Raw genomic sequence first — 25,777 nt, forward strand, 5'->3', positions numbered from 1 at the left:
GTCTAGCCCCTTATTTCTTTTCAACCACCTATAGCAGTTATCACGCCGAGTTGAATACGATTGCGCAAGTGATTTGACGCTTTGCCGATGCTTTCACCCAAAAAATACAGCCAGCGGCTGTTGCAAGGCGAGCGTGGAAAACCGTCATTGACGGCTGAAAGGTAGGGAGAAGAGCTGCGCTGCCGTCATGATTGCATGCGCGAATCAGGGCCCAAGGCGATCAATCTTCGCTGTCGGTCTGATGCGGGCCGGGGCTGCCAAGCGGCCAGCGCTCGTCGGCAGACATGAACGCGGTGCCGCTGCGGCGCGGGAAAAATTCATAGGTAATGCCGACAACTTCGCCAGAGGTTCCAGGCTTGTTGCGGAACATGCCGACCGAGCGCAGGAAACGATATGTTTCACCCTCGGCACCGACACGAAAGATGCTGTGATAGGTGCGCTTGTCGACACTTGCGCGTTCGAAGGTCGACATGATGAAGCCGAGGTCGTCCGGGTGGATCTGGGCGGAAACCGCAGCGAGGTTCATCGGGCCGTCAGTATGTTCGAGGCTGAACAGGTCGCTGAAATCGGAACTGGCGAACAAATGGCCGCTATCGAGATCCAGCCGCCAGGAGCCGAACAGCTGGAATGCCGTAACCAGTTGCAAGACTTCCGCATCCTTGATGCCGATGCCCTGGTGCTGTTCGTTGTCTCGATGTTCCTGCTCGACCCAAAACGGCAAGACAGCACTCCTTGATGCATTCCGAGGCCAAATCTCAGGCGATTAGCTTTAGCCGGATGGCTTTAGCTACCAATTGCGTGCGGTTGACGCAATCGAGTTTGCGGATGGCATTCGTGAGATAGGCATTGATGGTGTGATCAGACAGCGAGAGAATGTTGCCGATCTCGTTGGATGTCTTGCCCTGTGATGTCCAGCGGACCACTTCAAGCTCGCGGGCTGTGAGAGCGGGTGCCGTGGGGCGAGGCTCATGCCGGCGCAGGCGATCGAAAACATCGAAAGCATGCAGGGCAATCATCCCCAGTTCGTTGAGTTCCGGCTGGTTGAGCGGTGCGCGCGTGCCGTCGAAACGCATGATGAAGCGGTTGCCATCAACCGAATGCAGCGGCATGGCGGCACTGGACATGATTTCATAACGCCGCAGCAACTCCATCGTCTGGGCATCGAATTCAAGATTGTGATTGTGGTCATGATCGGCCGACCAACTGACCGGAAGCGCAGAGCCGATCAACACCGATGCAAGCGGGCAACGGCGCATCAATCTGCGGCGGTCGAATTCACGGATGTAATCGCGCGGCCAAGTGGTCTCAACGATAAGCGGTGCCAGAAGAATATCATCAGGGTCCGGCGAGGCGAGCAACGTGACATGCCGGAAGCCGAATTCCACGGCAACCTTCTTCAGAGCAGAGATGACGTCCGGATGCGATTCTGACGAGGATATCTCCTTGTTCAGAGCCGCTTGCCGTTCGAGTGTGATCATGGTGATCCCGAAACATGACACCCAATTATGTTGGGACGCAACGATTATACCAAAAAAGCTGTGTTGCCAGCATATTTTTTCGGATTTAACGAACCGAAAAGAAGCTTGTTGGGCTTTTGCTCAAAATTTCCCGTTATTTCAGCGCTTTATGTTCAATTTCATCGACGCGTATCGTCGTTTTTTTTGGCCTTTTCTATATCCGGGAAAATATAACGCGCCCCGATTCTTTCGATCGCGTTTTTCGATCGATTAATAGTTGTTTGTGATTGATGGGGATGGCCTTGCAACAAGCCTTGCCGTATCAGCCCGTTTCAGCGATTTTCCGGGCTCGCCATTCCAAGGAGATGACATTTGCCGACCGTAGCTTCCGACATCGAAATCGCGCGCGCCGCGACCAAGAAACCGATTTTCGAGATAGGCGCCCGGCTCGGCATCGCACCCGAGGATCTCGTTCCCTATGGTCACGACAAGGCGAAAGTCAGTGCGGAATTCATTAACGCACAATCAAAAAAAACCGACGGCAAGCTCATCCTGGTAACGGCGATCAACCCGACACCCGCCGGCGAGGGCAAGACCACGACAACCGTGGGCCTTGGTGACGGTCTCAACCGCATCGGCAAAAATGCGATGATCTGTGTGCGCGAGCCTTCGCTCGGCCCCTGTTTCGGCGTCAAGGGCGGGGCCGCCGGCGGTGGCCATGCGCAGGTCGTGCCGATGGAGGATATCAACCTCCACTTCACCGGCGATTTCCACGCCATCACCTCGGCGCACAATCTGCTTGCCGCGATGATCGACAACCACATCTATTGGGGCAATGCACTTAATATCGATGTGCGCCGGGTGACCTGGCGCCGCGTGATGGACATGAACGACCGTGCGCTGCGCGAAATCGTCGGCTCGCTCGGTGGCGTCTCCAACGGTTTCCCGCGCGAGGGTGGTTTTGACATCACCGTTGCCTCGGAAGTGATGGCGATCCTCTGCCTTGCTTCCGACCTCGAAGACCTCGAGCGCCGTCTTGGCAATATCATCGTTGCCTATCGCACCGATAAGACGCCGGTTTTTGCCCGCGACCTCAAGGCCGATGGCGCGATGGCCGTGCTGCTCAAGGATGCGATGCAGCCGAACCTGGTGCAGACGCTCGAAAACAATCCGGCTTTCGTGCATGGCGGCCCGTTTGCCAATATCGCGCACGGCTGCAACTCGGTGATCGCCACCAAGACGGCGCTGAAACTCGCCGATTACGTGGTGACGGAAGCCGGTTTCGGTGCCGATCTCGGCGCTGAAAAATTCTTCGACATCAAGTGCCGCAAGGCGGGGCTGAAGCCTGACGCCGCCGTCATCGTTGCCACGGTGCGGGCGCTGAAGATGAATGGCGGTATTGCCAAGGAAGATCTGGGCCGAGAAAATGTCGAGGCGCTGACGCGTGGTTGCTCCAACCTTGGCCGTCATGTTGCCAATGTCCGCAAATTCGGCGTGCCGGTCGTGGTCGCCATAAACCACTTCATCTCCGATACCGATGCGGAAGTTCAGGCCGTGAAGGATTATGTGGCGCATCTTGGTGCCGAGGCGATCCTGTGCCGTCACTGGGCTGAGGGTTCTGCCGGCATCGAGGAACTGGCCTGGAAGGTCGTGGAGATGGCGCAGTCGGGCACGGCAAAGTTCGAGCCGATCTATCCCGATGACATCCCGCTGATGGAAAAGATCGAGGCGGTTGCCGCAAAGATCTATCATGCCGGTGAAGTGACGGCGACCAAGGCGGTGCGCGACCAGCTGAAAATCTGGGAAGAGCAGGGCTACGGCAAGCTGCCGGTCTGCATGGCGAAGACGCAATATTCCTTCTCGACCGATCCGACCCTGCGCGGTGCGCCGGAAGGCCATGTGGTCACTGTGCGCGAAGTGCGCCTGTCTGCCGGCGCCGGTTTTGTCGTCGCCATCACCGGCGATATCATGACCATGCCCGGCCTGCCGCGTTCACCGGCCGCCGAGCGCATTGTGCTGAATGATCAGGGGTATATCGAAGGCCTGTTCTGAGGTTCTACATCTCCGCCGTCATCCTCGGCCTTGTGCCGAGGATCTGTAACTGCCTGTAATTACTGGTGTGCTCAGATCCTCGGGACAGGCCCGAGGATGACGAGCATTACATTGGACGGTTTGTCATACGCCCGGACCTTTGTCCGTCACCGGCAATATCTGTACCCGCTCTTGCGATCCAGCACATCGAGATGCAGGTGATCCTGATGCGTCGCATCGCTGCCGGGTGACAGAACGGTGGAAAAATACAGGCAGGCGCTGGCCGTTGCGGTGCGCTGGAATGCGCCTTCCAGCGTCGAATCTTCCTCGCGCGGTTTCATCTCGAATTTTTCACCATTGTCGAGCTTGAACGCTGCAACGTCGATGGCGTTGCCGCGGGCGTGTTCGGATACCTTGCCGGTCGAGGCACTGTTGCGCAGGCGGCAGGCATAGGTGGAGCCGGGCACGATACCGGTGACCTTGCGGCCCGGCATGGCGACATTCATTGCCGGCTGGACATTGTCCTTCATCCAGGTGGCGAGCGCCTTGGCCGTTTCACAGCGCATCTGCGCGCCACCGGTCTCTACGCCCGGCAGGATCTCCTTCACGGCAATGGGCTGCTCGATGCCGCAGCCGGGTTCCTCGCCGGTGATGGCCGGAATGGTTTCAAACTTGGTGCCAAGCGCGGTGAGATCGGCAAGGCAGGCTTTCAGCTCTTCCGGATCTTCCTTTTCGAGCGGCGGAGGCGGCGGGGTGTCGGCTTTTTCCTCGTCCTTCTTCTCATCGCCCGGTTTTTGCTGGTCTGCCTTCTGCTCCTCCGATTTTGGAGCGGGCTCGGCATTCTCCGGTTTCTGTTCGGCCTTGTCCGTGGCCTCGGGCTTTTCTGTCGGCGGCGGCTCCGGTTTTGGCAGCGGCGTGAGAACCTCTGCCGCCTGTGGCTGTTCGGGGGCCGAAGCGGGTGGCTCGGTAGTGGTGACGGAGGGTTTGTCCGCATTGTTGGGCGCGGGCGGAGTGGTTACCGGTGTTTGCGCCGCTGGTGTTTCAGCCGGTTTGGTTTCCTCGGTCTTCACCGCGGGTGCCGCGTTTTCGCCCGGCTTCGGGGTCGGCACCGGAACGATCGCCAGGGCTGGCGCTGCCGGTATGGCACTGTTCGTGCGGTTGGGACGTGCGCGGCGGCGTTCGGAGGATTTTGGGCGGGACGATTGTTTTCGCGCACCGATATCCTTCATGAAACGGTCGAAGGCGTTGACGGGCATGACGTCGGTGCGCTCCATGGCCGGAACCGGCGGGTGAGGCGGCATGGCGGCCCCCAGAACAAGCGGCAGGCAGGCAAAAACACAAAGGATAGGCTTCATCCTTCATCGGTCCTTTCATTGGGCGGCAAACCATTTTCGGATGGCCGGCGAGGAAGGGAACGCAGACGGCGATGATTTGGTCGCATCGAAACGGCAATAAAATTGCGGCAGGAATCCGCTTGCATGCATTTCAAAGCCACGCTAACAATTCGCCCCATGATGAACTCGATGAACATTGCTAACTGGTGGTGGGCACGCTAACGCGGCCTTGACCAGTCATGTCCATCGACAAGACGACGACAAGCCGCCCGAACCACGAGGCGGCTTTTTTGTTGAGCCGCTGACCGGATCGGGCAACCCAATTCAGAGGCGGAATATGGTTACGGTTATCGAAGACGACGGTTCAGAAAGTTATTCCACGCGGGGCGGCATCAGTGTGCGCCGCCAGCGCCGGCCGGCGGAATATGCGACGGCGATCAGCAGTTATGTCGACAGGCTGGACGAGCGTCGCGGCGCGGTGTTTTCCTCCAATTACGAATATCCGGGCCGTTACACCCGCTGGGACACCGCGATCGCCGATCCGCCGCTGGGCTTTTCCTCGAATGGCCGAAAAGTCTGGATCGAAGCCTTTAACGGTCGTGGCGAAGTGCTGCTCGATTTCGTTGCCGAGCGTCTCGCCAAGGAACCGGAACTGACGCTCGGCGAGCGCTCAAGCCGCCGTCTCGACCTCACCGTCAACGAGCCGACCCGCGCCTTCACCGAGGAAGAGCGCTCGAAAATGCCGACCGTGTTTACGGTCCTGCGTGCCGTCGTCGACCTGTTCTATTCGGATGCCGACAGCGCCATCGGCCTGTTTGGCGCCTTCGGTTACGATCTGGCGTTCCAGTTCGATGCGATCAAGCTCTCGCTGGCGCGCCCGGAAGACCAGCGCGACATGGTTCTGTTCCTGCCCGACGAAATTCTCGTCGTCGACCATCATGCCGCCAAGGCCTGGGTTGATCGTTATGATTTTTCCAAGGACGGCGTGACGACCGAGGGCAAGGCATCGGATATCGCGCCCGATCCGTTCGTGCGCACCGATGTCATTCCGCCGAAGGGCGATCACAAGCCGGGCGAATACGCGGCGCTTGTGACCCGCGCCAAGGAAAGTTTTCGTCGCGGTGACCTTTTTGAGGTCGTGCCGGGCCAGAAATTCATGGAGCGTTGCGACAGCAATCCGTCGCAGATCTCCAACCGCCTCAAGGCGATCAACCCGTCGCCCTATTCCTTCTTCATCAATCTCGGCCATCAGGAATATCTGGTCGGCGCCTCGCCGGAAATGTTCGTACGCGTGTCGGGCCGTCGTATCGAGACCTGCCCGATTTCCGGCACGATCAAGCGTGGTGAAGATGCCATTGCCGACTCGGAACAGATCCTCAAGCTGCTGAATTCCAAGAAGGACGAGTCCGAGCTGACCATGTGCTCGGATGTCGATCGCAACGACAAGAGCCGCGTCTGCGAGCCGGGCTCGGTCAAGGTGATCGGCCGCCGCCAGATCGAGATGTATTCGCGTCTGATCCACACGGTTGATCATATCGAAGGCCGTTTGCGCCCCGACATGGATGCCTTCGACGGTTTTCTCTCCCACGCTTGGGCCGTAACCGTGACCGGTGCGCCAAAACTGTGGGCGATGCGGTTTGTCGAGCAGAACGAACGCAGTCCGCGCGCATGGTATGGCGGCGCGATCGGCATGGTCGGTTTCAACGGCGACATGAATACCGGGCTTACCCTGCGCACCATCCGCATCAAGGACGGCATTGCCGAGGTGCGGGCAGGGGCGACGCTTCTGAACGATTCAAACCCGGAAGAGGAAGAGGCCGAAACCGAACTGAAGGCATCCGCCATGATTTCCGCCATCCGTGACGCACGCGCCGGCAATTCCGGCAAGGTTTCCCGTGATGTGGCCAAGGTCGGCCAAGGCGTAAAGATTCTGCTGGTCGATCATGAGGACAGCTTTGTTCACACGCTCGCCAACTATTTCCGCCAGACTGGTGCCGAGGTTTCGACCGTGCGCACGCCGGTGCCGCAGGAAATTTTTGACCGTCTCGATCCCGATCTCGTTGTCCTGTCGCCCGGTCCGGGCAATCCGAAGGATTTTGACTGCAAGGCCACCATCAAGGCGGCACGTGCGAGAAACCTGCCGATCTTCGGCGTCTGCCTCGGCCTGCAGGCACTCGCCGAAGCCTATGGCGGCGAGTTGCGGCATCTGGCCGTGCCGATGCACGGCAAACCGTCGCGTATCCGCGTGCTGGAGCCGGGTATCGTGTTCTCGGGTCTGTCCAAGGAGGTGACGGTTGGCCGTTACCACTCGATCTTCGCCGATCCGGCAACGCTCGACCGTGATTTCATCATCACCGCCGAAAGCGAGGATGGCACGATCATGGGTATCGAACACGCCAAGGAGCCGATCGCGGCGGTACAGTTCCACCCGGAATCGATCATGTCGCTCGGCGGCGATGCCGGCATGCGGATGATCGAGAACGTCGTGGCGCATCTGGCAAGGAAGCGTGAGACGAAGGCGGCTTGACCGATTTCTGTTCCTTCACGGGGATGGAAACCGCTTTCGCTGACCTAGATCCCTCGTAGATTTGACGGGGGATTTGTAATGCGCTCAGGAGTTTATCGCAAAATTCTGCTGGCAGCTCTGGCATTTGTGCCGCTGCCGGCGGCTGCCGAGCCGATGGCCGAACGGGTCGATGCATTCGTCGATGTTCTCCGGCCCCTATACCCGGTCTTGCTGGGCAGTGTCGGGATATGGGAAGCCGATCCTCAACGGGTGGAAATCTTCGTCAGGAAAACGGCAACCGGCATTGCTGCTGTCGTGCCGGAGGATTGCGATGCTGCAAGGTTCTGGCAGGACAATTGCGGCCTCAAAATGCTGGTGCAGCCATCATCGTCGATGGCGCCGACCGTGCGTGAGCGTGAGCTGATTGCTCGCCAATCCTATCGTGCAGACGAGATACCGCAACGCGGCGATATCATTCTGTTCGACACCAAGACGGCCTATTCCGACAAGCCCGTCACCTATGTTAAGCGCCTGATCGGCCTGCCGGGAGAGACGGTCGAGTTGAAAGGTGGCGTCGTGTTCATTGATGGACGCGCATTGTCGCAGTCTGCAACGGAGCAATCCTTCGAGGCGCTGGGCGGCGGTGCTGTTCGTGTTCTGACGGAAACGACGCCTGAAGGGCGTCGGTACAATATCGGCATGACGGCGAAACCACCTTCAGCCAAAACGGACGATGCCGGGCCGTTTCATGTCCCGGAGGGCCATTATTTCGTGCTGGGCGACAACAGGCACAACTCGGCCGACAGCCGATATCCCGATCAGCTCGGTGAAAATGGTTTTGTACCGGCCGATAGCGTCACGGGTCGTCTCGTTGCCGTCGTCGCATCAAAAGACGATGCCCGGATTGGACTTGTTGTCGAGTAACCGCTGAATTTTTCCTCGCTTGAAAGAAATGCAGACGTGACGAGCGATATCATCATCGAACCGATCGAAGAAAAACATGTCGAGGGTTTTCGCAAGGCTCTCGATATTGTCGCGCGCGAGCGAAAATATCTGGTGTTTCTGGAAGCGCCGCCGGTCGAGGTTATGTTGTCCTTCGTTCGAGACAATATCGCTTCCGGCCATCCGCATATGGTGGCTGTCGATGACGGCAAGGTTGTCGGCTGGTGCGATATCCGCCGCGGCGCGCGGGATGCGCAGGCCCATTGCGGCGTGCTTGGCATGGGTATCATTCCCGATTATCGCGACAGGGGATTGGGTCGCAAGCTGATCCTTGCGACCATCGAGGCAGCAAGAGTTGCCGGCATGCATCGAGTGGAGCTGCACGCCCATGCGGATAACCTGCGCGCCATCGCTCTCTACGAGAAGGTCGGGTTCCGGCACGAAGGCTTGGCACGCGATGCCATTCGTATCGATGGTCGCTATATGGACAGCGTGCTGATGGCGATGATTTTCGAATAATCGGTATCGCGATCTGATACGTTTGCTTGCTCTCTGGTTGGTATCTTTGTATGATACGTTTGTTGGAGGCTTGCTGATGATCAGGTCGTTCAAGGATAAGTTGACGCAGGCGATCGACGACGGGTCCGTCCGTAAAGGGTTTCCCGCCGATCTTTTGCGTCGGGCGCAGTTGCTCCTTGCTGTTCTGGACGCGGCAACCTCGCTTGAGGATTTGCGATCTCCGCCGGGGAACCGACTTGAAAAATTGTCGGGTGATCGGGCTGGGCAGCATTCGATCCGTATCAACAAGCAATGGCGCATCTGCTTTCGCTGGACCGACGCTGGTCCAGAGGATGTCGAGATAACCGATTATCACTAGGTCGCATTCACAGGAGATAGACATGACCGTCAGCAAGCTTCCGGTGATCCATCCCGGCGAGATCCTGCGAGAGCTTTATCTCGATCCTCTCGACATGACGCCCTATGCGCTTGCCAAAAAGCTTCATGTTCCGCGCACGCGAATCGAACGCATCGTGGCTGGTAAAACAGGCGTGACGTCGGATACGGCACTTCGCCTCGCCAAGTTCTTCAAGACCTCGCCGGAATTCTGGATGAACCTGCAGAACAGTTTTGATCTGAAGGTCGAGATGCAGAAGCTGAAGGGGGAACTGGAAAATATCGAGGCCTACGAAGCCGCCGCCTGACCCTTTGACAAAATCCGTCACCTGAGCCATATCACCAGTCAATTCGAAACCGCCGCAGCGAGACATTCTCGCTGCGGCGGTTTCGTCGTTTTGGGCATGGCGTTCTGCAAATCATTCGCAGACGCAGGAAAGGGAATTTGGACGTGGTGAAGGACGACAAGACCGTCGAGCGGCTGGCGATGTGGGGGATTCCGATCTCGATCGGCGTGCTGGGCCTCAAGCTTGGTGCCTGGTGGGTGACCGGTTCGGTGGCGCTTTTGTCGGACGGTCTTGAATCGCTGGTCAATGTGGCTGCCGCCTTCATCGCCTATTTCGTCATTCGTTATGCGCAGCGCCCCGCCGATCATGACCATCAGTTCGGTCATCACAAGGCGGAGTATATTTCCGCCGTCCTCGAAGGCGTGCTGATCGTCGTTGCGGCGCTGCTGATCATTCAGGAGGCATGGGCTGCGGTGATGGCGCCGGTCATGCCGGAAGCGCCGTGGCTCGGTCTCGGCATCAATGCGGTTGCCGGTGTGATCAACGCCATCTGGGCGACCACGCTGATCCGCGCGGGAAGGGCGCATCGCTCTGTGGCACTGACCGCGGATGGTCAGCACATCATGTCGGACGTGGTGACGTCTGCCGGCGTGTTCGTCGGTCTGGTTCTGGCGGTTCTGACCGGTTACGCCATTCTCGATCCGCTGCTGGCGATATTCGTCGCCATCAACATTCTCTGGCAGGGTTACAAGGTCATCACCCATTCGCTGGGCGGGCTGATGGACAAGGCGCTAGAGCCGGAGGAAGAAGCAGCGGTGCGCGAGGCGATTGCTGCCCATTGCGGTGGGGCGCTCGATGTCCATGATCTGAAAACGCGTCAGGCCGGTTCGGCTGCGTTCATCGATTTCCACCTCGTCGTGCCGGCCTCGATGTCGGTCGTTGAGGCGCATGAGATCTGCGACCGCTTGGAAGATGCGATCAAAGCGGTTATTCCCGGCGCCACATTGGCGATCCATGTGGAGCCCGAAAGCGAGCATGCCCATGGATTGCGCGTCGAAATAGAAGGAACAGGCAAATGACGATGACGGATGTCAGCGGGCTGTCGCAGCTCGGAAAACAGGTGGATGCACCCAAAAGCCCGGAAGAAGCCGTGCTGGAACGTGTGCCCAACAGCAATCAGGGCATGGATTACGTGACGCGTTTCACCGCGCCGGAATTCACCTCACTCTGCCCGATGACCGGCCAGCCGGACTTTGCCCATATCGTCATCGATTACATTCCGGACGCCTATCTGGTGGAATCGAAGTCGCTGAAGCTTTTCCTGACATCGTTCAGAAATCACGGCGCTTTTCACGAGGATTGCTCGGTCTATATCGCCAAGCGGCTGGTCGATCTGCTGCAGCCGAAATGGCTGCGGATCGGCGCCTACTGGTACCCGCGCGGCGGCATTCCGATCGACGTCTTCTGGCAGACCGGCGACGTTCCGGCCGGCGTCTGGCTGCCCGATCAGGGTGTGCCGACCTATCGCGGACGTGGGTGAGGAACGATCCGGCAAAGCCGGAGCAATCGATCCAGTGAATCGATTGCAGTGACGAACGCACCGAGCCTTGGAGAGGGGCCGGGATAGGTCGCTCCACTCTCGGAAACTAAAAGCGCCGGAACGCATCGCTCCGGCGCTTTTTTCGTTCGTGGCATGATGACGATCAAACGTCGAGACTGTCGTCGCTGCCGCCGAAATCGTCATCGCCGTAATCCGACGCGCCATTGTCGTCGTCGTTGTAATCAGCCTGCTGGGCATTGCCATCGTCTTGATCGTTGCCGGATGTCTGCTGGTTGTCATCCTTGGACGCGCTGTCACCATAATAGTTGTTGATCACGGTCTCCTCGACCGGGCCGCTACTGGCAGCCGTTGCGCTTTCGGCCGGCGAGCCCCAGCCCAGACCGGACACGTGATTGCTGAAAACGCTGGAAAGTGAATTGGCAAGCAGCATGCCGCCGGCGACGCCGGCCGCGGTCCCGAGCGCACCACGCAGAAAACTGCCGCCTGCCGATGGTGCGGAAGTTTGGGCGCCAAAGGACTGACCACCGCCCCATGGCCCACCGGTCGGCTGCGGAGGGCGATAATCATTGTTGTCGTAGCCGGGATTGCCGGCATAGGCGGAACTTGGAGCCGGAATTCGATCCGGTCTGGTGGCGCTCTGTGTCGGCTGCTCGCTGCTGCCGAAAATCGATCCGAGAAAACCGCCGCTGCTGCCCTGCCGCGGGCTGCTGGCGGCATTTTCCAGTTCTGCCACGCGCGCTTCGAGTTCCTGAATGCGGTGGGATGCCGCTTCCAGTCCCTTTTCCTGAACGATGACGGCCTGTGCGAGGTAATAGGTGGCGTAGGGCTGACGGCGCGTCTGTTCATCAATCAGCGTTTCCGCGTCGCGGTCGCGCGGGGTGGAGGATGCGGTCTGAATGCGGTCGAACAATGCGGTGAGAAGCTGGCGTTCTTCGGGTGACATATCTGCCTCCTTGGCGGTGATATCCACTCTCGAATTAGGAAGGGATCGTGGCTTTTCAAAGCGACGATCCCTTACATTTTGGTAACCTTCGAATTGCTCTGGAAGGCTGCTCAGCCGAAGACGAGAGACAGGCCGAGAAGGGCTGTGACGACACCGAGCACGCGGGCGATATAAGGGCTGAAACGCGCGATGCCGAGGCCAAGCGCAATGCCCGCGACATGCAGGAAGGCGGTGGCGATCACGAAGCCTGCGCCGAACTGCAACGCGCCGGCCGCGCCGAGTTCACCGCCATGGGCATGACCGTGGAAGAGTGCGAAGACGCCGACGATCGCAGCCGATGCAGCAACCGGCAGCCTGACAGCCATGGCGACGAGCAGGCCGAGTGCGATCACGGATGCCAGAATGGCGGGTTCGACGAAGGGAAGATCGATGCCCGAGACGGCGATGCCGAAGCCTGCCGCCATCGTGCCGACAAAGGCTGCCGGAACCAGCCACAATGCGCGACGGTTATTATTGCCCTGCGCTATCTGCGCGGCCCAGAGGCCGACGGCGAGCATGACCAGAATATGGTCCATGCCGAACAGCGGATGCGAAAAGCCAGCCATGAAGGAGCCGTGTTCCTGCGGATCGAGATGCGCAAAGGCGGGTGCTGCCGCGGCTGCAAATATGGCGGCGGTGATGGAAAGGCGTTTGAATATCGACATGGTTGTTCCCCTTGATGCCTGACGGTGGTGATGGTGCACCGATCCGCCGGTATGGGGTCAAGATTAGGCAGAGTGCTTTTTGCAGTCCATGGGCAAAATGCCGGGGACGCGGAATTCGTCACAGATCCGTTTCCGGTTAACAATGAAAGGCTCTAAGCCTATTCGCACATTGTTTTAACGACGCGAACGCATTATGTCCGGTATCGACACGTCCATGCTGGAGACAATGATGAACGACGAAAACGACGACGACAAGACGAAGGAATTGCCGCTCGGCAAGGAGACTGAAGCCAATCTCTTCAAGTCCCGCTCGATCTTCATCTATGGCGGCATCACCCAGGAACTGGCGCAGAAGGTCTGCACCCAGCTGGTTGCTCTCGCTGCCGCCAGTGACGAAGACATCCGCATCTATGTGAACTCGCCCGGCGGTCACGTGGAATCGGGCGATTCCATTCATGACATGATCAAGTTCATCAAGCCGAAGGTCTGGATCATCGGTACCGGCTGGGTCGCTTCCGCCGGCGCGCTGATTTACGTTTCGGTTCCGAAGGAACGCCGTATCGCTCTGCCGAACACCCGCTTCCTGCTGCACCAACCCTCTGGCGGCACGCGCGGCATGGCATCCGATATCGAGATCCAGGCACGCGAAATCATCAAGATGAACAAGCGCCTGATCACGATCTTCGCGAAGGCCACCGGCCAGACGGAAGAAAAGATCGCCAAGGACATCGATCGCGACTACTGGCTCGGTGCTGAAGAAGCCGTTGCCTATGGTCTCGCTTCGAAGATCGTTACGAGCCAGTCGGAAATCTGATCCGTCGCTTATTGAGCGAAGACATCAAAATCCCCCGCAGCCTGCTGTCGGGGGATTTTTTATGTCTTGATGAGTGCGGATGTCAGGCCGACTGGCGGGCGTGGGAGAACAGATCGCCACGCTCTGCCTGCCAGTTTTCCGCAAACTCGACAAAGGCTTCCGCAGACATCGGTTTTGCGAAGGCATAACCCTGCAGCACATGGCAGCCGAGATTGCGCAGGATTTCGACATGCGCCGTCGTCTCGACGCCTTCGGCGACGATCTCGATGCCTTGGCTGCGGCCGATCTCGATGATCGAGGCGACCAGCCGGTGCTGCGAGCCGGAGGCTTCAAGCGGCATGATCAGGCGGCGGTCGATCTTCAGGCGTTTTGGATCGAGATCCAGCAGGCTGACGATCGAGGCGTGGCCCGAGCCAAAATCGTCGATTTCGATATCGATGCCGAGATCCTTGAGGTGGCCGATGACGGAGCGCAATGCCTTGTCCTGACCATCGAAGGAAATCGACTCCAGCAGTTCGAATGACAGGCTGCCCTTGGGGATGTTGAGGCTGGAAATCTGTGCGAGCAGATTTTCGTCCTTCAGGCGCTGTGCGGAAATGTTGACCGACAGATGCGGTATGTTCAGATCGCGGGCGCGCCAGCGGGTGGCCTGGAACAGGGCCTTTTGCAGGATGATGGCGTCGATGTCGCCGGAGCGGTGCAGGCCCTCGGCGATGTCGAGAAATTTGTCGGGCGTCAGGATGCCGCGGGTCGGATGTTGCCAGCGTGCCAGTGCTTCGACGCCGACGATGCCGAGCGTGCGTGCATCGAATTGCGGCTGGAAAAACGGCACGATCTGATCGTTTTCGATCGCCACCAGCAATTCGTCGGAACTGCGCTTGGTGTGGATCGCCGCAAGCAGGAGGTTTTCAGAGAAGATTTCGGCGCGGTTGCGGCCGCGTTTTTTTGCCTCGTAGAGCGCTATATCGGCATTGATCAGCAACTGCCTGAGGTCTTCGCCGGCAACGGATTGCGCCGCCACGCCGGCGCTGCAGCCCACATGGCATTCATGGCCATCAACGATGATCGGCCGGGCCAGCGCCTTGACGACGGCGCGTGCCAATTGAAGGGCGCGGTCTGCCGCCTTGGTGCCGCTGGTGACGAGAACGAATTCGTCGCCGCCGATACGGGATGCAAATTCGTCACCGTGCAGCAGAGCCTGCAGGCGCGTTGTCGTCTGGCGCAGGACCTGATCGCCTGCAGCATGCCCGAACGTGTCGTTGACCTCCTTGAATCGGTCAAGATCGATATGGACAAAGGCCAGCCGGTCGCTTTCGGAAGTCGCGGCGGATGCGTCCATGAACTGGTCGAGGAAACGCCGGTTGGGAAGGCCGGTGAGGGCGTCATGCAGGGACTGGTGTTCCAGCGTCCTGCGCGCCGATCGCAGCTCGTCATTCTGCGACTGAAGCTGTTCTTCGCGCTGTTGCAGCGTCTGGATATGACCTTGACGCTGGCGGATCAGGAAGCCGACCCAGATGGTTGGCAGAAACACGGTAAGAGCCACCAGCGTGGCGTAAATATAGAGGCGGGCGATATCCGGTGGCGTGGTCTGCCATCCGAGCTTCGGCCGGGCCGCCAGATACCAGGTGTCGTAGCCGAGTTCGATGCGGGTACGAACGACGTCCTGCGAGAAAAGGCCGGCATCTCCGAAGAACACATCCTTTTCCTTCGGAACCGGGCGCCGCGCGATCGAGATCTCCAGTTGCTGCCGCTCCGTATCGACATTGCTGTCGCGCAGCAGGCGGTCGATATCGATTACGGTCGACACGACACCCCAGAAATGGCCGTTGGAGGAGAGGAAGACCGGATAACGGGCAAACAGACCCTTGCCGCCCTGAACGAGCTTGGCGGGACCTGCGATCGTGGTGGTGCGCCGCTTGATCGCTTCCATCACGGAGGCCGATTGCTTGGGATTTGCCGTATAGTCCTGGCCGAGGATTTCGCGATTTTCCGCCAGCGGATAGATCATTCGCACCACGAGGTCCGGTGCCGCAGCGACATTTTTCAGTTGCGACGGATGAGCGAAGATGTGTTCGGCCAGTTGGGCGAACTGCGCCTGATTGATCGACGGATCGGCGGCGATGGCGGCGACGAGACCGTGAATTAGGTTGACGTTGCCGTGGATGTTGGTTTCGAGCATGGAGGACACCTGGGCAAGCTGTTCCGATGCGGAAAGCCGCTGCGCCCACATGTGGCGCTCATGTTCATCCTGAACGGCACGGACAATGCCGACGGCCACCACTGTCATCACCAGGATGGCAGGCAGAATGTAGCCAAGCTGATGAAACCGACCAGAGAAGAAATCTCTGAACGTAAGTGGTGACGGCAAAATACTCATCCAAATGTCCCATGGAATATGCCGTCAGTATGAGAAAAAGACTTTAATTTAGTCTGATGTTTATTTGTAGGAATCGTTGTGCCGCAGTTCTGTGCAGAACTGGCTGTGGATATGTGTTTTTGCCGAAAAGCTGACCTGCCGTACTCGGCACGGGCGACACGGACTTGCCTGCCGCAAATTCCTGTGTTCCTTGCTGTCTCCATCTAGAGACGGATCCTCCCGATGCTGAAAGATTTCTCCGTTCCCGCCCTGTTGATGGGGCTGCTGACCGCGTTTGTCGGTTTCGTCAGTTCGTTTGCCGTCATCGTGCAGGGACTGACGGCGATGGGTGCCACGTCCGATCAGGTGGCGTCGGCGCTGTTGGCGGTTTGCGTCGCCCAAGCCGTGCTCGCCGTGTTTTTCTCGCTGCGTCATCGCATGCCGATCATGATGGCATGGACGACACCGGGCGGCGCGCTGCTGGCCACGACCGGCATGATCGAGGGCGGATTTCCGGCCGCTATCGGTGCATTCGTGCTCTGCGGCCTGCTGATCACGCTGACGGGCCTGTTTCCGCCGTTCGGCCGGGCCGTGCGGCTGATCCCGACGCCGCTTGCCAATGCCATGCTTGCCGGCATTCTGCTGGGCCTGTGCCTCGCGCCTGTCAAGGCGGTGGCGTTCAATCCGTGGTTTGGCCTGCCGATCGTGTTGGCATGGATGCTGGTGGTGACCCGCTGGCGGCTTTGGGCCGTGCCTTCGGCGCTGGCGGCTTTCATTCTGGTGCTGATCTTTGGTGTCGACCTGCCGCCGGATGCGATGGCGCGGGTTGGTGGTGCGATCCATCCGCAACTGGAATTCGTCACTCCGCTGTTCACCTGGCACGGGTTCGTTTCTGTGGCGCTGCCGCTGTTCATCGTCACCATGGCGTCGCAGAACATTCCGGGCATCGCCATTCTCAAGGCGCATGGTTATGAGCCGCCGCCGGGGCCGCTGTTTGCCTCGACCGGCGTGTTTTCCACCATCATTGCCTTCTTCGGCAGCGTGCCCGTCAATCTTGCTGCCATCACTGCGGCCATGTGCGCCAGCGAGGATGCGCATCCCGATTCGAAACGGCGATACTGGGCGGCGGTCGTGGGCGGCAGCGCCTATATCGTGCTCGGGCTGATCGCTGGTGGCATTATCGCTTTCGTATCGCTGGCGCCGCCGATCCTGTTGCAGGCGGTGGCGGGGCTGGCGCTGATCGGTGCGTTGTCCAATGCCGCGCATGCCGCGTTTCATGATCCGTCGGCGCGGGAAGCCGCCGCCATCACCTTTCTGGTGACGGCTTCGGGCACGACGTTTGCCGGTATCTCCGGGGCTTTCTGGGGGCTTGTCGCAGGCGGCTTCGTGCTGTGGCTTGCACGTTTCACCAAGGGCTGGGGAAAGCGTTGATGTCTTGATCGGTTTCGTGAAGGCGTACCAAAAGTCAAAAAGCCGTTCTTGCCACATCTTGTCCCGACAGCTATAGATTCGCACATGACCATGACAGGCGCGATCATGTTTGACCGTTTTGCAACCCGCTGCATCGCAGCCGGGGCGACGGTTTTCGCGCCTCTCTCGCTTCTTAGCCTCGACCTTACACTCGGTTGCCGGGTCCGTTGAGGAGCGCCCGGCGGCCGACAAAGCCCGCCGGCGTAAGAGCTCCTCGCATCAAATCCCTGAAATAAACACGGACCATAAGGTCCAGCATCCGCAGTCGGATGACCGTCGATGAACGGCATCGAGCCAAACGGCTCCTGCGGAGGGCAAGCGAAGGACGAAGACATGGACAGCAAGATTTCCGCATCGGCCAAGGGCATGCAGGCCGCAGGCGTAAAATATCGCGCCTATCCGCAGATCAATATTCCCGACCGCACATGGCCTTCGAAGGTGATAGACAAGGCGCCGATCTGGTGTTCCGTCGATTTGCGTGATGGCAACCAGTCGCTGGTCAACCCGATGGGGCATGACCGCAAGGCGCGCATGTTCAAGCTGTTGCTCGACATGGGCTTCAAGGAAATCGAGATCGGTTTCCCGTCGGCCTCGCAGACCGACTTCGATTTTGCCCGCTGGTGCGTGGAAGAGGGCGGCGTGCCGGAAGATGTGTCCCTGCAGGTGCTGGTGCAGTGCCGCCCGGAACTGATCACCCGCACGTTCGAATCGCTGGAAGGCGCGCACAAGCCGATCATCCACTTCTACAATTCGACATCCGAACTGCAGCGCCGCGTTGTGTTTGCCAAGGATGTCGGCGGCATCAAGCAGATTGCCGTCGATGCGGCCAAGATGATCACCGACATGGCGGCAAAGGCCGGCGGCGGTTACCGTTTCGAATATTCGCCGGAGAGCTTTACCGGCACCGAGCTGGACGTGGCGCTGGAGATCTGCAACGCGGTGATCGAGGTCGTGAAGCCGACGCCGGACAACAAGCTGATCCTCAACCTGCCGTCCACCGTCGAAATGGCGACGCCGAACATCTATGCCGACCAGATAGAATGGATGTGCCGCAATATCGACAACCGCGAAAACGTCATCATCTCGTTGCATCCGCACAATGACCGCGGCACCGGCATTGCCGCTACCGAACTGGGGCTGATGGCTGGCGCCGACCGCGTCGAAGGCACGCTGTTCGGCAATGGTGAGCGCACCGGTAATGTCGACGTGGTGACATTGGCCTTGAACATGTTTACGCAAGGTGTTGATCCGGAACTGGATTGCTCCGACATCGAGCGCATCAAGGACGTCTATGAATATTCCAACGAGATGGTCATTCCAGAACGTCATCCTTACGTCGGGGAACTGGTCTATACGGCGTTTTCCGGCTCGCACCAGGATGCCATCAACAAGGGCATGAAGGCGATCAAGGTCGCCAACCATCCGGTCTGGGAAGTGCCGTATCTGCCGATCGACCCGCAGGATGTCGGCCGCTCCTACGAGGCGATCATCCGCATCAACTCGCAGTCGGGCAAGGGTGGCATCGCCTATATCCTGCAACAGGATTACGGCATCAACCTGCCACGCAACCTGCAGGTGGAGTTCCGCGAGGAGATCCAGCGTATCACCGACGAAGAGGGCAAGGAGCTTTCCTCGAAGCGCATCTATGATCGTTTCATCGAGCGTTATGTCGATCAGCCGGAAGGCCGCCTGAAATTCGTCGACCAGAATACCTATCCGGCCGGTGTCGAGCACAAGGGCATTCGTGTGGTGGCAGCCGAGATCACCGATGGTGGCGAGGTCAAGCGTATCGAGGGCCGGGGCACCGGTCCGATCGATGGCTTCATCAACGCTTTGTCGATCTATCTCGGCATGGAACTGTCGGTGAACGACTATTCCGAACACTCGCTGCAGCACGGCTCCAATGCTTCGGCTATCGCCTATGTCGAGATGCAGCATCCCGGCGGCAAACTTTTTGGCGCAGGCATCAACACGAACATCGTGGCGGCATCGCTGGAAGCCATCGTTTCGGCCGCGAACCGTGTGCTGGCCGGTCGCTGATCGTCTCTGTCCTGTCTGAAAACGAAACGGCCCGGAAGCGATTCCGGGCCGTTTGTTTTTTGAGGAACTGCCGGGTTTCAGATCTGTCCGGCGATCTTTGCAGCGATGGAATCAAGCGTCGCGTCGGCGGAAGGGCCGGTGAGCACATAATCCGTCTGGTCGCGATGCCAGCCGATCAGGCCGATATCGTCACGGATCTGTTCGGCCAGGTTCTGGTCGTTGCCGATCAGGTTGCGGGCAAAGCAGATCGAAATGATGCTGCCGTCCTCGTCACGATAGACCAGTTGGCCGACCGGCTTGCCGGCTGCTGAAAACAGGCGCCCGCCGAGAAATTCCAGCTTTTCGGCACTCAGGTCGGGAACGCGAAACGAGACGCCCGTTGTTGCCATCAGCCAGTCGACCAGATGCGGCGAATCGGATGCCGGTACTTCGACGAGATGTTCGGTCTGACGCGAAAAGACGCGGTGGTGGGTGGCGATGTCTTCCAGCCAGCCGCTGGTGACGGGCATGGCTAGATCGGCAAAGGTCTGCATCTGCGGGCGGCTGCCGATCATGTAACCGATGCCGCCGGCAGCCAGTACAAGCAGAGCACAGGCGGCAATAGCCTGTCGGCGCGTTGGTTTGAAGGGCAGGGTGGGGCTTTGTGCCTGCGGCAGGCGCACGGCCTTGCGCGGCGGTGTGGCCGTCTTGATGTTGCGCACCAGCGTCAACGGAACCGGTTCGCGCAGCACTTCAGCAAAAGCCTGGCTGCCGAAATCCGAACCGCGGCGCAATTCGTCCTGCGCGGCGCATGCCTGTGGGTCGTCGGCAAGCAGCGCGTCGACCTCGGCCTGTTCAAGCTCGTTCAGTTCGCCGTCCATTGCCGAAGACAGGCGGTTATCGAGCGTCGCGTCCTGCGAATGCGGCATGGGTCAGGCTCTCCGCTCTGCGCTGTCGATTGTCAGGCCGGCAAAATGCTGACGCGCAAGAGCAAGCTGGGCGGTGACCGCCTCCACATCAATGGCGAGAATATCGGCGGCTTCGGCATAACGGTGTTCTTCGACGGCAACGAGCAGGAAACTTGCCGCGGCGCCTGCGGGCATGCCGAGTATGGCCTGATGCTGGGCAAAGCCATTGGCGTGGCTCTCCGCTGCGCCCAACGCACGCTTTTTGGCGTCTTCCATCCACACGGTGCGAATCAGCGAAAAGACCCAGCTTTCAAGCCGTGTGGCGCCATCGAAATGCGGTGCCTGCATGACGGCCCTGGCACAGGCTTCGCGCACCAGTTCATCGACCACATCCGGCTGACCGCAATACGCGAGCGCAAAGCGCCGCAGCCTCGGTAAAAGGGTCACGAGGTCGCGTCTGATATCTGTCAGATCCGGCTGCAGTGTCATGTCCGTCCGATGCGTTGGAGTGATGGTACTGGCATGCGAATGCGGAGAATTTGCGATATTGAAACATCTCTGGCTTTCGCCAGGCTGTCATGGCGATTGCACAGGCACCACCTGCGGCTTGATTGCCAGCGTCTCACGCGGATCGTGACCGTAAAACAGCCGGGTGTTGTCGAGCGAGATAGCATCAGCCGCCTCGGTCAGTCCGTGGCGTTCGCAGATCAGGTTCCATGCGCCGGGTTCGCCCGTCAGCGTGAAGAGGTTGTAGGCGGCGCGCGGCTTGTGGCCGCCCGGCCCCTGGGAGGCGGAGGCGATGCCGACGACCGGGATCTGGCCACCGCTATGGGTTCTCAGGAAGTGGACCGTGTCGAGATGGGTATGGCCATGCAGAATCAGTTCCGCGCCGCCCATGGACATGGCTGCGTTGAAACGGCGGATGCCGATCATGCGTTTGTGGCGGGCGGCAGCACCCCGAATCGGCGGGTGGTGAATGAGAACGACCCGGAACAGGCCTTCTTCACCGGCCTTTTTCAACAGTTCCACTGTTTCGCGCGCCTGCCGGGAGCTGAAAAAGCCGGTGGCGGAAAAAGGCGGTGTGGCCAGTGAGGTGGAACAGCCGATGATGGCGATCGGCCCGCGGCGGCGATAGGTCGGGAAAACGTGGTCGTCGTCCGGCCATTGCTGAGGACTGTCGTCACCGGCGATGAACGGGTACCAGCGCTTCACCGACTTGTCGTGCGCGCCGGGCACATAGGCATCGTGATTGCCGGGCACGACCGTCGTGTCCAGCGGTTCACCAACGCTTTCCAGCCATTCACCAGCCAGCCGGATTTCAATCTCGGTGGCAAGATTGACGAGATCGCCGGTGATCATCAGATGGTCGGGATCATGGTCGCGGATATCGCTCAGGAGCAGATCCAGCGTATTGACAAGCAGATGCTTGCGCCGGTTGCGGTGCCAGTTGATGAAGCCGGTAATCCGCTTGGAAAATAGCTCGCGCAACGTCAACTGCGGAAGCGGGCCGAGATGGATATCGGAAATATGCGCGAACCTGTACATGGGGTCATGACATAGGGCTGTGAGGTCCAAGGAGCAAGCTTATGAGTGACGAAGGCATCCCGGAAATTTCCCGTAAAAGCACCAGGATGATGGTGTGGTTGCTGCACCGTTATTTTCTGCTGACGCGCAGCATGACACTCGGTGTGCGCGCTGCCTGCTTCGACGAGGAGGGCCGGGTGTTTCTGGTGCGCCATACCTACGTGCCGGGATGGTATTTTCCCGGCGGTGGGGTTGAGCGGGGGGAAACAGCGAATGCGGCGCTTTCGAAAGAACTGCGCGAGGAAGGAAATCTGGAAATTCAGGGCTATCCACAGCTTTTCGCCAGCTATTTCAATCGCGGCGCCAGCAAGCGCGATCATGTCCTTTTTTACCGCGTGGACGTCAAGCAAACGTCTGTACGTTTACCTGACAGGGAGATTGCCGAAAGCGGTTTTTACTCTCTCGACGCTTTGCCAGAAGGCGTGACAAAGTCGACTTTAAGCCGGCTGAAAGAATTGTCCGGCGAATCAAAATTGCAAGACTACTGGTAGGATACTTAAGCCAGAACACATTCACCTGCTGGTTGCTTGCAACTGCATGTATCGTTGATCATCATGTCCTAATAAATGGGGAGATGGGTATGACGAAGATCGAGATGGCAATCGACCACCTGATGGCGACGCACAAGTTGGCAGTGCAGGAACACGAGGTGATGCTGGCCTATTTCATCGGGCTTGCACTGGAAGAAGCAAGGGAGGAGTTGGTGCGCCGTCGCCGGACGCGCGTCGCACTCAACTGATCAGAAAGACAGGATTCACCACCTCGCAATCCGCTACTTCACCTTGCCGACACTTTCGCGTGTGTGCGGCAGGGTGAGGTCGATTTGGGGACCGACCGGCACGATGCCGGTGGGATTGATGGTTTTGTGGCTGCGGTAATAATGGCCCTTGATATGCTCCATGTTCACCGTGTCGGCGATGCCCGGCTGCTGGTAGAGATCGCGCAGATAACCTGAGAGATTGGGGTAATCGGCGATACGGCGGATATTGCACTTGAAGTGGCCGACATAGACCGGATCGAAACGGACAAGAGTGGTGAACAGCCGCCAGTCTGCTTCCGTGGTTTTTTCTCCGAACAGGTAGCGGCTTGAGGAAAGCCGGGTCTCCAGCATATCCAGAGTTTCGAAGAGTTTGACGACGGCCTCTTCATAGGCCTCCTGCGTGGTGGCGAAACCGGCGCGGTAGACGCCGTTATTGACCGTTGCATAGATCACCGCATTGAGCGCATCGATCTCATCGCGCAGCTCGGATGGATAAAAATCGTCGGTCGAGCCGGTCAGGCCGTCGAAGGCGGTGTTGAACATGCGGATGATTTCCGCGCTTTCATTCGACACGATGGTCTGCTCTCGCTTGTCCCACAGCACCGGCACGGTGACCCGGCCGGAATAGTGCGGATCGGCTTTCAAATAGATCTGGTAAAGATAGTCGAGACCATAAAGGGTATCGCCGGTGGCGCCTGCGGGCTTTTTGAACTCCCAGCCGTTTTCCAGCATCAGGTAATCGACGACTGACACCGAGATCAGGTCTTCCAGCTTCTTCAGCTTGCGAAAAATCAGCGTGCGGTGAGCCCAGGGACAGGCGAGCGAGACATAGAGGTGGTAACGCCCGGCTTCGGCCTTGAAACCTTCGCGGCCGGTCGGACCAGCCGAGCCATCCGCGGTCAGCCAGTTGCGGAACTGCGATTGCGACCGCTCGAAACGGCCCTTGGTGGCTTTCGTATCATACCAGACGTCCTGCCACTTGCCGTCGACGAGCATACCCATGATGAAATTCCTTCCGTGTTCTGCTGCATAGATACGACAACGCAGGCAGATATCGAGGCGCGAAATTGCGAACAGTGAGTTTTGTGTTGGACGGACGAAAAAAATCCTGCTAACCGCGTTTTCACAAATTTCTGGGAACCATCCATTCATGACCGAGCCAAGAGCACTGCGACGACGCTGATCCTTCGACAAGACGCTTCAACAGGCGTCAACGAGATCACTTGTCCTGTCCGCTCTTATTTCTACGGCTTCGGTTCACCATGGCTCCGCAACTTCTCGAAAAGCACGACCTCGTTTATCTCACGGAAGACGCGTCTCACGACGACGTCATCGAACTGATCAATGCCGAGGCTTTTGGCCCCGGCCGGTTCGTCAAGGCGGCAGCGCGTATCCGTGAGCAGGGGCCGCATGACCGTTCGCTGTCTTTCGTCTGCACCGATTACGGCGAAACCATCGGTTCGGTGCGGATGACGCCGGTTCTGGCCGGCGGCGTCAAGGCGCATATGCTCGGGCCGCTGGCCGTGCGGCCGTCGCACAAGAACCGCGGGATTGGCCGCGAACTGGTGCGCATCGCCATCGAGGCGGCACGGCGCAAGGGGTCGGAAGGTGTCATCCTCGTTGGCGACCCGCCTTATTACATGCCGCTCGGTTTCGTGAAGGTCGCCTATGGCGCGCTCGAATTTCCCGGCCCTGTCGATCCCGGCCGCGTGCTGATCGTGCCGATGGCCGACGACATTGCCGAACGCCTGAAGGGCAAAATCGGCTGGCGCCCGTAAATCAAACCCTCTAAATCTTGCCGGGCATCAGGTCGGGCGAAATGTCGCCGACGGTGAATGCGTGCCGAGGGGGCTTTGGAATGACGGGAATTTCCATCGATGCGGCTTTGGATCGGGCAGGCACGGGCGCCTATCAGCGCCGCCTGCTCGGCATATTCGGCCTTGTCTGGACAGCGGATGCAATGCAGGTTCTGGCGGTCGGTTTTACCGCCGCCTCGATCGCCACAAGCTTTGGCCTGACCATACCGCAGGCACTGCAGGCGGGCACATTGTTCTTTCTGGGCATGCTGATCGGTGCTGCCGTCTGCGGCAAGCTGGCCGATCGTTATGGCCGCCGCCGGGTTCTGATCTTCACCGTCGCCTGCGATGCGCTGTTCGGTACGCTGGCGATTTTCTCTCCTGATTTCACCAGCCTGATCGTTCTGCGTTTTCTCACCGGCTTTGCGGTCGGCGGCACGCTGCCGGTCGATTATGCGATGATGGCGGAATTCCTGCCGGCGAAAAACCGTGGCCGCTGGCTGGTCATGCTCGAAGGTTTCTGGGCGGTCGGCACGCTGATCGTGGCGCTGACGGCCTGGGCCACCAGCCTTGCCGGGTTGGAGGATGGCTGGCGTTACATCCTCGCCGTCAATGCGGTGCCGGCCATCATCGGTATCGGCCTGCGTTTTCTGGTGCCGGAATCGCCGCTCTATCTGTTGCGCAATGGACGCGGTGATGAGGCCAAAGTGGTTATCAACCGCATCCTCGCCGGCAACGGCAAGCCTGAACTCGGTGCCGATATCAGTCTCGTCAAGCCGCCGGTGGTGAAGAGTGTCGGCCTATTTTCGCCAAAACTGCGCCAGCGCAGTGTCATGATGCTGGCGATCTGGTTTCTGGTGTCGATCTCCTATTACGGCGTCTTCACATGGATGCCGCCGAAACTTGCGGCCGATGGTTTTGGTTTCGTGCGTGGTTACGGTTTTCTCGTGCTGGTCGCACTGGCGCAATTGCCGGGTTATGCGCTCGCCGCCTATGGCGTCGAGGCCTGGGGGCGGCGGCCGACTTTGGTGGCCTTCTGCCTGCTGTCGGCTTTCGGTTGCCTGCTGTTCGTGATCGCCGATGGCGGTTTTCTGGTCGCCGCGGCGCTGCTGCTGATGAGCTTTGCGCTGCTCGGCACCTGGGGTGCGCTTTACGCCTACACGCCGGAACTCTATCCGACGGCCTCGCGTGCCACCGGCATGGGGGCGGCGGGGGCTATGGCGCGGCTTGGCGGTCTTCTGGCGCCGTCGGTGATGGCCTTTGTCGTGTCCGACGGGCTTGGCCTTGCGATCGGCGTGTTTGCCGGCCTGCTGGTACTGGCCGCTGCAGCGGCGCTGATGATCGACGCCGAAACCAAGGATGTTTCGCTGTCGTGATCTGATCCGGGCACCGTCTGCTGACGGTGCCCGTT

Annotated in this window: 25 protein-coding genes; 15 read left to right on the plus strand and 10 right to left on the minus strand. The window is 59.3% G+C overall.

Translation table 11 applies throughout. The features are described from left to right. Positions 1-220: 220 nt before the first annotated feature. Both AAIH70_RS09350 and AAIH70_RS09355 read right to left on the minus strand, forming a co-directional pair. The gene (locus tag AAIH70_RS09350) at positions 221-721 is read right to left on the minus strand and encodes a diguanylate cyclase (RefSeq protein WP_132271979.1); all 501 of its coding nucleotides are present in this window, start codon (positions 719-721) and stop codon (positions 221-223) included. Between the two features lie 34 nt (positions 722-755). Further along, positions 756-1,478, minus strand: a complete 723-nt coding sequence (locus AAIH70_RS09355) for a helix-turn-helix transcriptional regulator (protein ID WP_132271980.1) — start codon at positions 1,476-1,478, stop codon at positions 756-758. Between the two features lie 351 nt (positions 1,479-1,829). Here AAIH70_RS09355 and AAIH70_RS09360 point away from each other — a divergent pair, with 351 nt between their 5' ends. Beyond that, on the plus strand, positions 1,830-3,509 hold the full coding sequence (locus tag AAIH70_RS09360) for a formate--tetrahydrofolate ligase (protein WP_132271981.1): 1,680 nt from the start codon (positions 1,830-1,832) through the stop codon (positions 3,507-3,509). A gap of 146 nt (positions 3,510-3,655) precedes the next feature. Here AAIH70_RS09360 and AAIH70_RS09365 read toward each other — a convergent pair whose 3' ends face one another. After that, positions 3,656-4,843 carry an extensin family protein gene (locus AAIH70_RS09365; protein WP_430033894.1) on the minus strand — a complete coding sequence of 396 codons (1,188 nt, stop codon included), beginning with the start codon at positions 4,841-4,843 and terminating at the stop codon, positions 3,656-3,658. A 316-nt stretch (positions 4,844-5,159) separates the two neighbouring features. On the opposite strand from AAIH70_RS09365, the gene AAIH70_RS09370 reads away from it, so the two are divergent. The 7 genes from AAIH70_RS09370 to queF all read left to right on the plus strand — a co-directional run bounded on the left by AAIH70_RS09370 (position 5,160) and on the right by queF (position 10,991). Next, the gene (locus tag AAIH70_RS09370) at positions 5,160-7,349 is read left to right on the plus strand and encodes an anthranilate synthase (RefSeq protein ID WP_132271982.1); all 2,190 of its coding nucleotides are present in this window, start codon (positions 5,160-5,162) and stop codon (positions 7,347-7,349) included. A 78-nt stretch (positions 7,350-7,427) separates the two neighbouring features. Continuing rightward, positions 7,428-8,252 carry a signal peptidase I gene (lepB, locus tag AAIH70_RS09375; RefSeq protein ID WP_132271983.1) on the plus strand — a complete coding sequence of 275 codons (825 nt, stop codon included), beginning with the start codon at positions 7,428-7,430 and terminating at the stop codon, positions 8,250-8,252. Positions 8,253-8,288: 36 nt separating this feature from the next. Then, the gene (locus AAIH70_RS09380; RefSeq protein ID WP_132271984.1) at positions 8,289-8,789 is read left to right on the plus strand and encodes a GNAT family N-acetyltransferase; all 501 of its coding nucleotides are present in this window, start codon (positions 8,289-8,291) and stop codon (positions 8,787-8,789) included. Between the two features lie 76 nt (positions 8,790-8,865). Next, entirely contained in the window at positions 8,866-9,147 is a 282-nt protein-coding gene (locus AAIH70_RS09385; protein WP_132271985.1) for a type II toxin-antitoxin system RelE/ParE family toxin, read from the plus strand. Between the two features lie 22 nt (positions 9,148-9,169). After that, complete coding sequence (locus tag AAIH70_RS09390; RefSeq protein ID WP_132271986.1) at positions 9,170-9,472, plus strand: HigA family addiction module antitoxin; 303 nt, start codon at positions 9,170-9,172, stop codon at positions 9,470-9,472. Between the two features lie 179 nt (positions 9,473-9,651). Beyond that, positions 9,652-10,530 (plus strand): cation diffusion facilitator family transporter, encoded by an 879-nt coding sequence (locus AAIH70_RS09395; protein WP_132272558.1) that lies wholly within the window; start codon positions 9,652-9,654, stop codon positions 10,528-10,530. Continuing rightward, positions 10,527-10,991 (plus strand): preQ(1) synthase, encoded by a 465-nt coding sequence (queF, locus tag AAIH70_RS09400; RefSeq protein WP_112734420.1) that lies wholly within the window; start codon positions 10,527-10,529, stop codon positions 10,989-10,991. Before AAIH70_RS09395 ends, queF begins: the two co-directional genes overlap by 4 nt. A gap of 163 nt (positions 10,992-11,154) precedes the next feature. Here queF and AAIH70_RS09405 read toward each other — a convergent pair whose 3' ends face one another. Both AAIH70_RS09405 and AAIH70_RS09410 read right to left on the minus strand, forming a co-directional pair. Then, positions 11,155-11,955, minus strand: a complete 801-nt coding sequence (locus AAIH70_RS09405; protein WP_132271987.1) for a DUF2076 domain-containing protein — start codon at positions 11,953-11,955, stop codon at positions 11,155-11,157. Between the two features lie 110 nt (positions 11,956-12,065). Next, a complete protein-coding gene (locus AAIH70_RS09410) occupies positions 12,066-12,653 on the minus strand; it encodes a HupE/UreJ family protein (RefSeq protein ID WP_430034201.1) in 588 nt (195 codons plus the stop codon). 235 nt (positions 12,654-12,888) lie between these two features. Between AAIH70_RS09410 and AAIH70_RS09415 the strand changes: the two genes are divergently transcribed. Next, a complete protein-coding gene (locus AAIH70_RS09415; RefSeq protein ID WP_132271989.1) occupies positions 12,889-13,473 on the plus strand; it encodes an ATP-dependent Clp protease proteolytic subunit in 585 nt (194 codons plus the stop codon). A gap of 82 nt (positions 13,474-13,555) precedes the next feature. On the opposite strand, the gene AAIH70_RS09420 is transcribed toward AAIH70_RS09415, so the two are convergent. Then, complete coding sequence (locus AAIH70_RS09420; protein WP_132271990.1) at positions 13,556-15,850, minus strand: bifunctional diguanylate cyclase/phosphodiesterase; 2,295 nt, start codon at positions 15,848-15,850, stop codon at positions 13,556-13,558. A 222-nt stretch (positions 15,851-16,072) separates the two neighbouring features. Here AAIH70_RS09420 and AAIH70_RS09425 point away from each other — a divergent pair, with 222 nt between their 5' ends. Both AAIH70_RS09425 and leuA read left to right on the plus strand, forming a co-directional pair. Next, positions 16,073-17,260, plus strand: a complete 1,188-nt coding sequence (locus AAIH70_RS09425; protein WP_132271991.1) for a benzoate/H(+) symporter BenE family transporter — start codon at positions 16,073-16,075, stop codon at positions 17,258-17,260. A 372-nt stretch (positions 17,261-17,632) separates the two neighbouring features. After that, the gene (gene leuA / locus AAIH70_RS09430) at positions 17,633-19,339 is read left to right on the plus strand and encodes a 2-isopropylmalate synthase (RefSeq protein ID WP_132271992.1); all 1,707 of its coding nucleotides are present in this window, start codon (positions 17,633-17,635) and stop codon (positions 19,337-19,339) included. Between the two features lie 77 nt (positions 19,340-19,416). Here leuA and AAIH70_RS09435 read toward each other — a convergent pair whose 3' ends face one another. The 3 genes from AAIH70_RS09435 to AAIH70_RS09445 all read right to left on the minus strand — a co-directional run bounded on the left by AAIH70_RS09435 (position 19,417) and on the right by AAIH70_RS09445 (position 21,771). After that, positions 19,417-20,247 (minus strand): anti-sigma factor family protein, encoded by an 831-nt coding sequence (locus tag AAIH70_RS09435; RefSeq protein WP_132271993.1) that lies wholly within the window; start codon positions 20,245-20,247, stop codon positions 19,417-19,419. Between the two features lie 3 nt (positions 20,248-20,250). Continuing rightward, complete coding sequence (locus AAIH70_RS09440; protein WP_132271994.1) at positions 20,251-20,715, minus strand: sigma factor; 465 nt, start codon at positions 20,713-20,715, stop codon at positions 20,251-20,253. A gap of 87 nt (positions 20,716-20,802) precedes the next feature. Next, positions 20,803-21,771, minus strand: a complete 969-nt coding sequence (locus tag AAIH70_RS09445) for a metallophosphoesterase family protein (RefSeq protein ID WP_132271995.1) — start codon at positions 21,769-21,771, stop codon at positions 20,803-20,805. A gap of 41 nt (positions 21,772-21,812) precedes the next feature. On the opposite strand from AAIH70_RS09445, the gene AAIH70_RS09450 reads away from it, so the two are divergent. Further along, on the plus strand, positions 21,813-22,301 hold the full coding sequence (locus AAIH70_RS09450) for an NUDIX domain-containing protein (RefSeq protein ID WP_132271996.1): 489 nt from the start codon (positions 21,813-21,815) through the stop codon (positions 22,299-22,301). Positions 22,302-22,390: 89 nt separating this feature from the next. Then, positions 22,391-22,549: a hypothetical protein gene (locus AAIH70_RS09455; RefSeq protein WP_165931930.1), complete on the plus strand. Its 159-nt coding sequence runs from the start codon at positions 22,391-22,393 to the stop codon at positions 22,547-22,549. A 33-nt stretch (positions 22,550-22,582) separates the two neighbouring features. Here AAIH70_RS09455 and AAIH70_RS09460 read toward each other — a convergent pair whose 3' ends face one another. Further along, positions 22,583-23,572, minus strand: a complete 990-nt coding sequence (locus AAIH70_RS09460; protein WP_132271997.1) for a glutathione S-transferase family protein — start codon at positions 23,570-23,572, stop codon at positions 22,583-22,585. Between the two features lie 260 nt (positions 23,573-23,832). Between AAIH70_RS09460 and AAIH70_RS09465 the strand changes: the two genes are divergently transcribed. Beyond that, positions 23,833-24,348 carry a GNAT family N-acetyltransferase gene (locus tag AAIH70_RS09465; protein WP_132271998.1) on the plus strand — a complete coding sequence of 172 codons (516 nt, stop codon included), beginning with the start codon at positions 23,833-23,835 and terminating at the stop codon, positions 24,346-24,348. 80 nt (positions 24,349-24,428) lie between these two features. Further along, a complete protein-coding gene (locus AAIH70_RS09470) occupies positions 24,429-25,742 on the plus strand; it encodes an MFS transporter (protein WP_132271999.1) in 1,314 nt (437 codons plus the stop codon). The last annotated feature ends 35 nt before the right edge of the window (positions 25,743-25,777 follow it).

Origin of the sequence: Neorhizobium sp. BT27B, assembly GCF_050455485.1 — a bacterium.
In the GTDB taxonomy this organism is placed as follows: Bacteria; Pseudomonadota; Alphaproteobacteria; order Rhizobiales; family Rhizobiaceae; genus Neorhizobium.

Excerpts from the sequence above, each read along its gene's own strand:
- AAIH70_RS09355 (WP_132271980.1), bottom strand. The coding sequence starts at position 1,478 with ATGATCACACTCGAACGGCAAGCGGCTCTGAACAAGGAGATATCCTCG.
- AAIH70_RS09370 (WP_132271982.1), top strand. The coding sequence starts at position 5,160 with ATGGTTACGGTTATCGAAGACGACGGTTCAGAAAGTTATTCCACGCGG.
- AAIH70_RS09425 (WP_132271991.1), top strand. The coding sequence starts at position 16,073 with ATGCTGAAAGATTTCTCCGTTCCCGCCCTGTTGATGGGGCTGCTGACC.
- AAIH70_RS09450 (WP_132271996.1), top strand. The coding sequence starts at position 21,813 with ATGAGTGACGAAGGCATCCCGGAAATTTCCCGTAAAAGCACCAGGATG.
- AAIH70_RS09440 (WP_132271994.1), bottom strand. The coding sequence starts at position 20,715 with ATGACACTGCAGCCGGATCTGACAGATATCAGACGCGACCTCGTGACC.
- AAIH70_RS09455 (WP_165931930.1), top strand. The coding sequence starts at position 22,391 with ATGACGAAGATCGAGATGGCAATCGACCACCTGATGGCGACGCACAAG.
- queF (WP_112734420.1), top strand. The coding sequence starts at position 10,527 with ATGACGATGACGGATGTCAGCGGGCTGTCGCAGCTCGGAAAACAGGTG.
- AAIH70_RS09460 (WP_132271997.1), bottom strand. The coding sequence starts at position 23,572 with ATGGGTATGCTCGTCGACGGCAAGTGGCAGGACGTCTGGTATGATACG.
- AAIH70_RS09385 (WP_132271985.1), top strand. The coding sequence starts at position 8,866 with ATGATCAGGTCGTTCAAGGATAAGTTGACGCAGGCGATCGACGACGGG.
- AAIH70_RS09395 (WP_132272558.1), top strand. The coding sequence starts at position 9,652 with ATGTGGGGGATTCCGATCTCGATCGGCGTGCTGGGCCTCAAGCTTGGT.
- AAIH70_RS09390 (WP_132271986.1), top strand. The coding sequence starts at position 9,170 with ATGACCGTCAGCAAGCTTCCGGTGATCCATCCCGGCGAGATCCTGCGA.
- AAIH70_RS09470 (WP_132271999.1), top strand. The coding sequence starts at position 24,429 with ATGACGGGAATTTCCATCGATGCGGCTTTGGATCGGGCAGGCACGGGC.
- AAIH70_RS09415 (WP_132271989.1), top strand. The coding sequence starts at position 12,889 with ATGAACGACGAAAACGACGACGACAAGACGAAGGAATTGCCGCTCGGC.
- leuA (WP_132271992.1), top strand. The coding sequence starts at position 17,633 with ATGGACAGCAAGATTTCCGCATCGGCCAAGGGCATGCAGGCCGCAGGC.
- AAIH70_RS09435 (WP_132271993.1), bottom strand. The coding sequence starts at position 20,247 with ATGCCGCATTCGCAGGACGCGACGCTCGATAACCGCCTGTCTTCGGCA.
- lepB (WP_132271983.1), top strand. The coding sequence starts at position 7,428 with ATGCGCTCAGGAGTTTATCGCAAAATTCTGCTGGCAGCTCTGGCATTT.
- AAIH70_RS09405 (WP_132271987.1), bottom strand. The coding sequence starts at position 11,955 with ATGTCACCCGAAGAACGCCAGCTTCTCACCGCATTGTTCGACCGCATT.
- AAIH70_RS09365 (WP_430033894.1), bottom strand. The coding sequence starts at position 4,843 with ATGAAGCCTATCCTTTGTGTTTTTGCCTGCCTGCCGCTTGTTCTGGGG.
- AAIH70_RS09445 (WP_132271995.1), bottom strand. The coding sequence starts at position 21,771 with ATGTACAGGTTCGCGCATATTTCCGATATCCATCTCGGCCCGCTTCCG.
- AAIH70_RS09420 (WP_132271990.1), bottom strand. The coding sequence starts at position 15,850 with ATGAGTATTTTGCCGTCACCACTTACGTTCAGAGATTTCTTCTCTGGT.
- AAIH70_RS09465 (WP_132271998.1), top strand. The coding sequence starts at position 23,833 with ATGGCTCCGCAACTTCTCGAAAAGCACGACCTCGTTTATCTCACGGAA.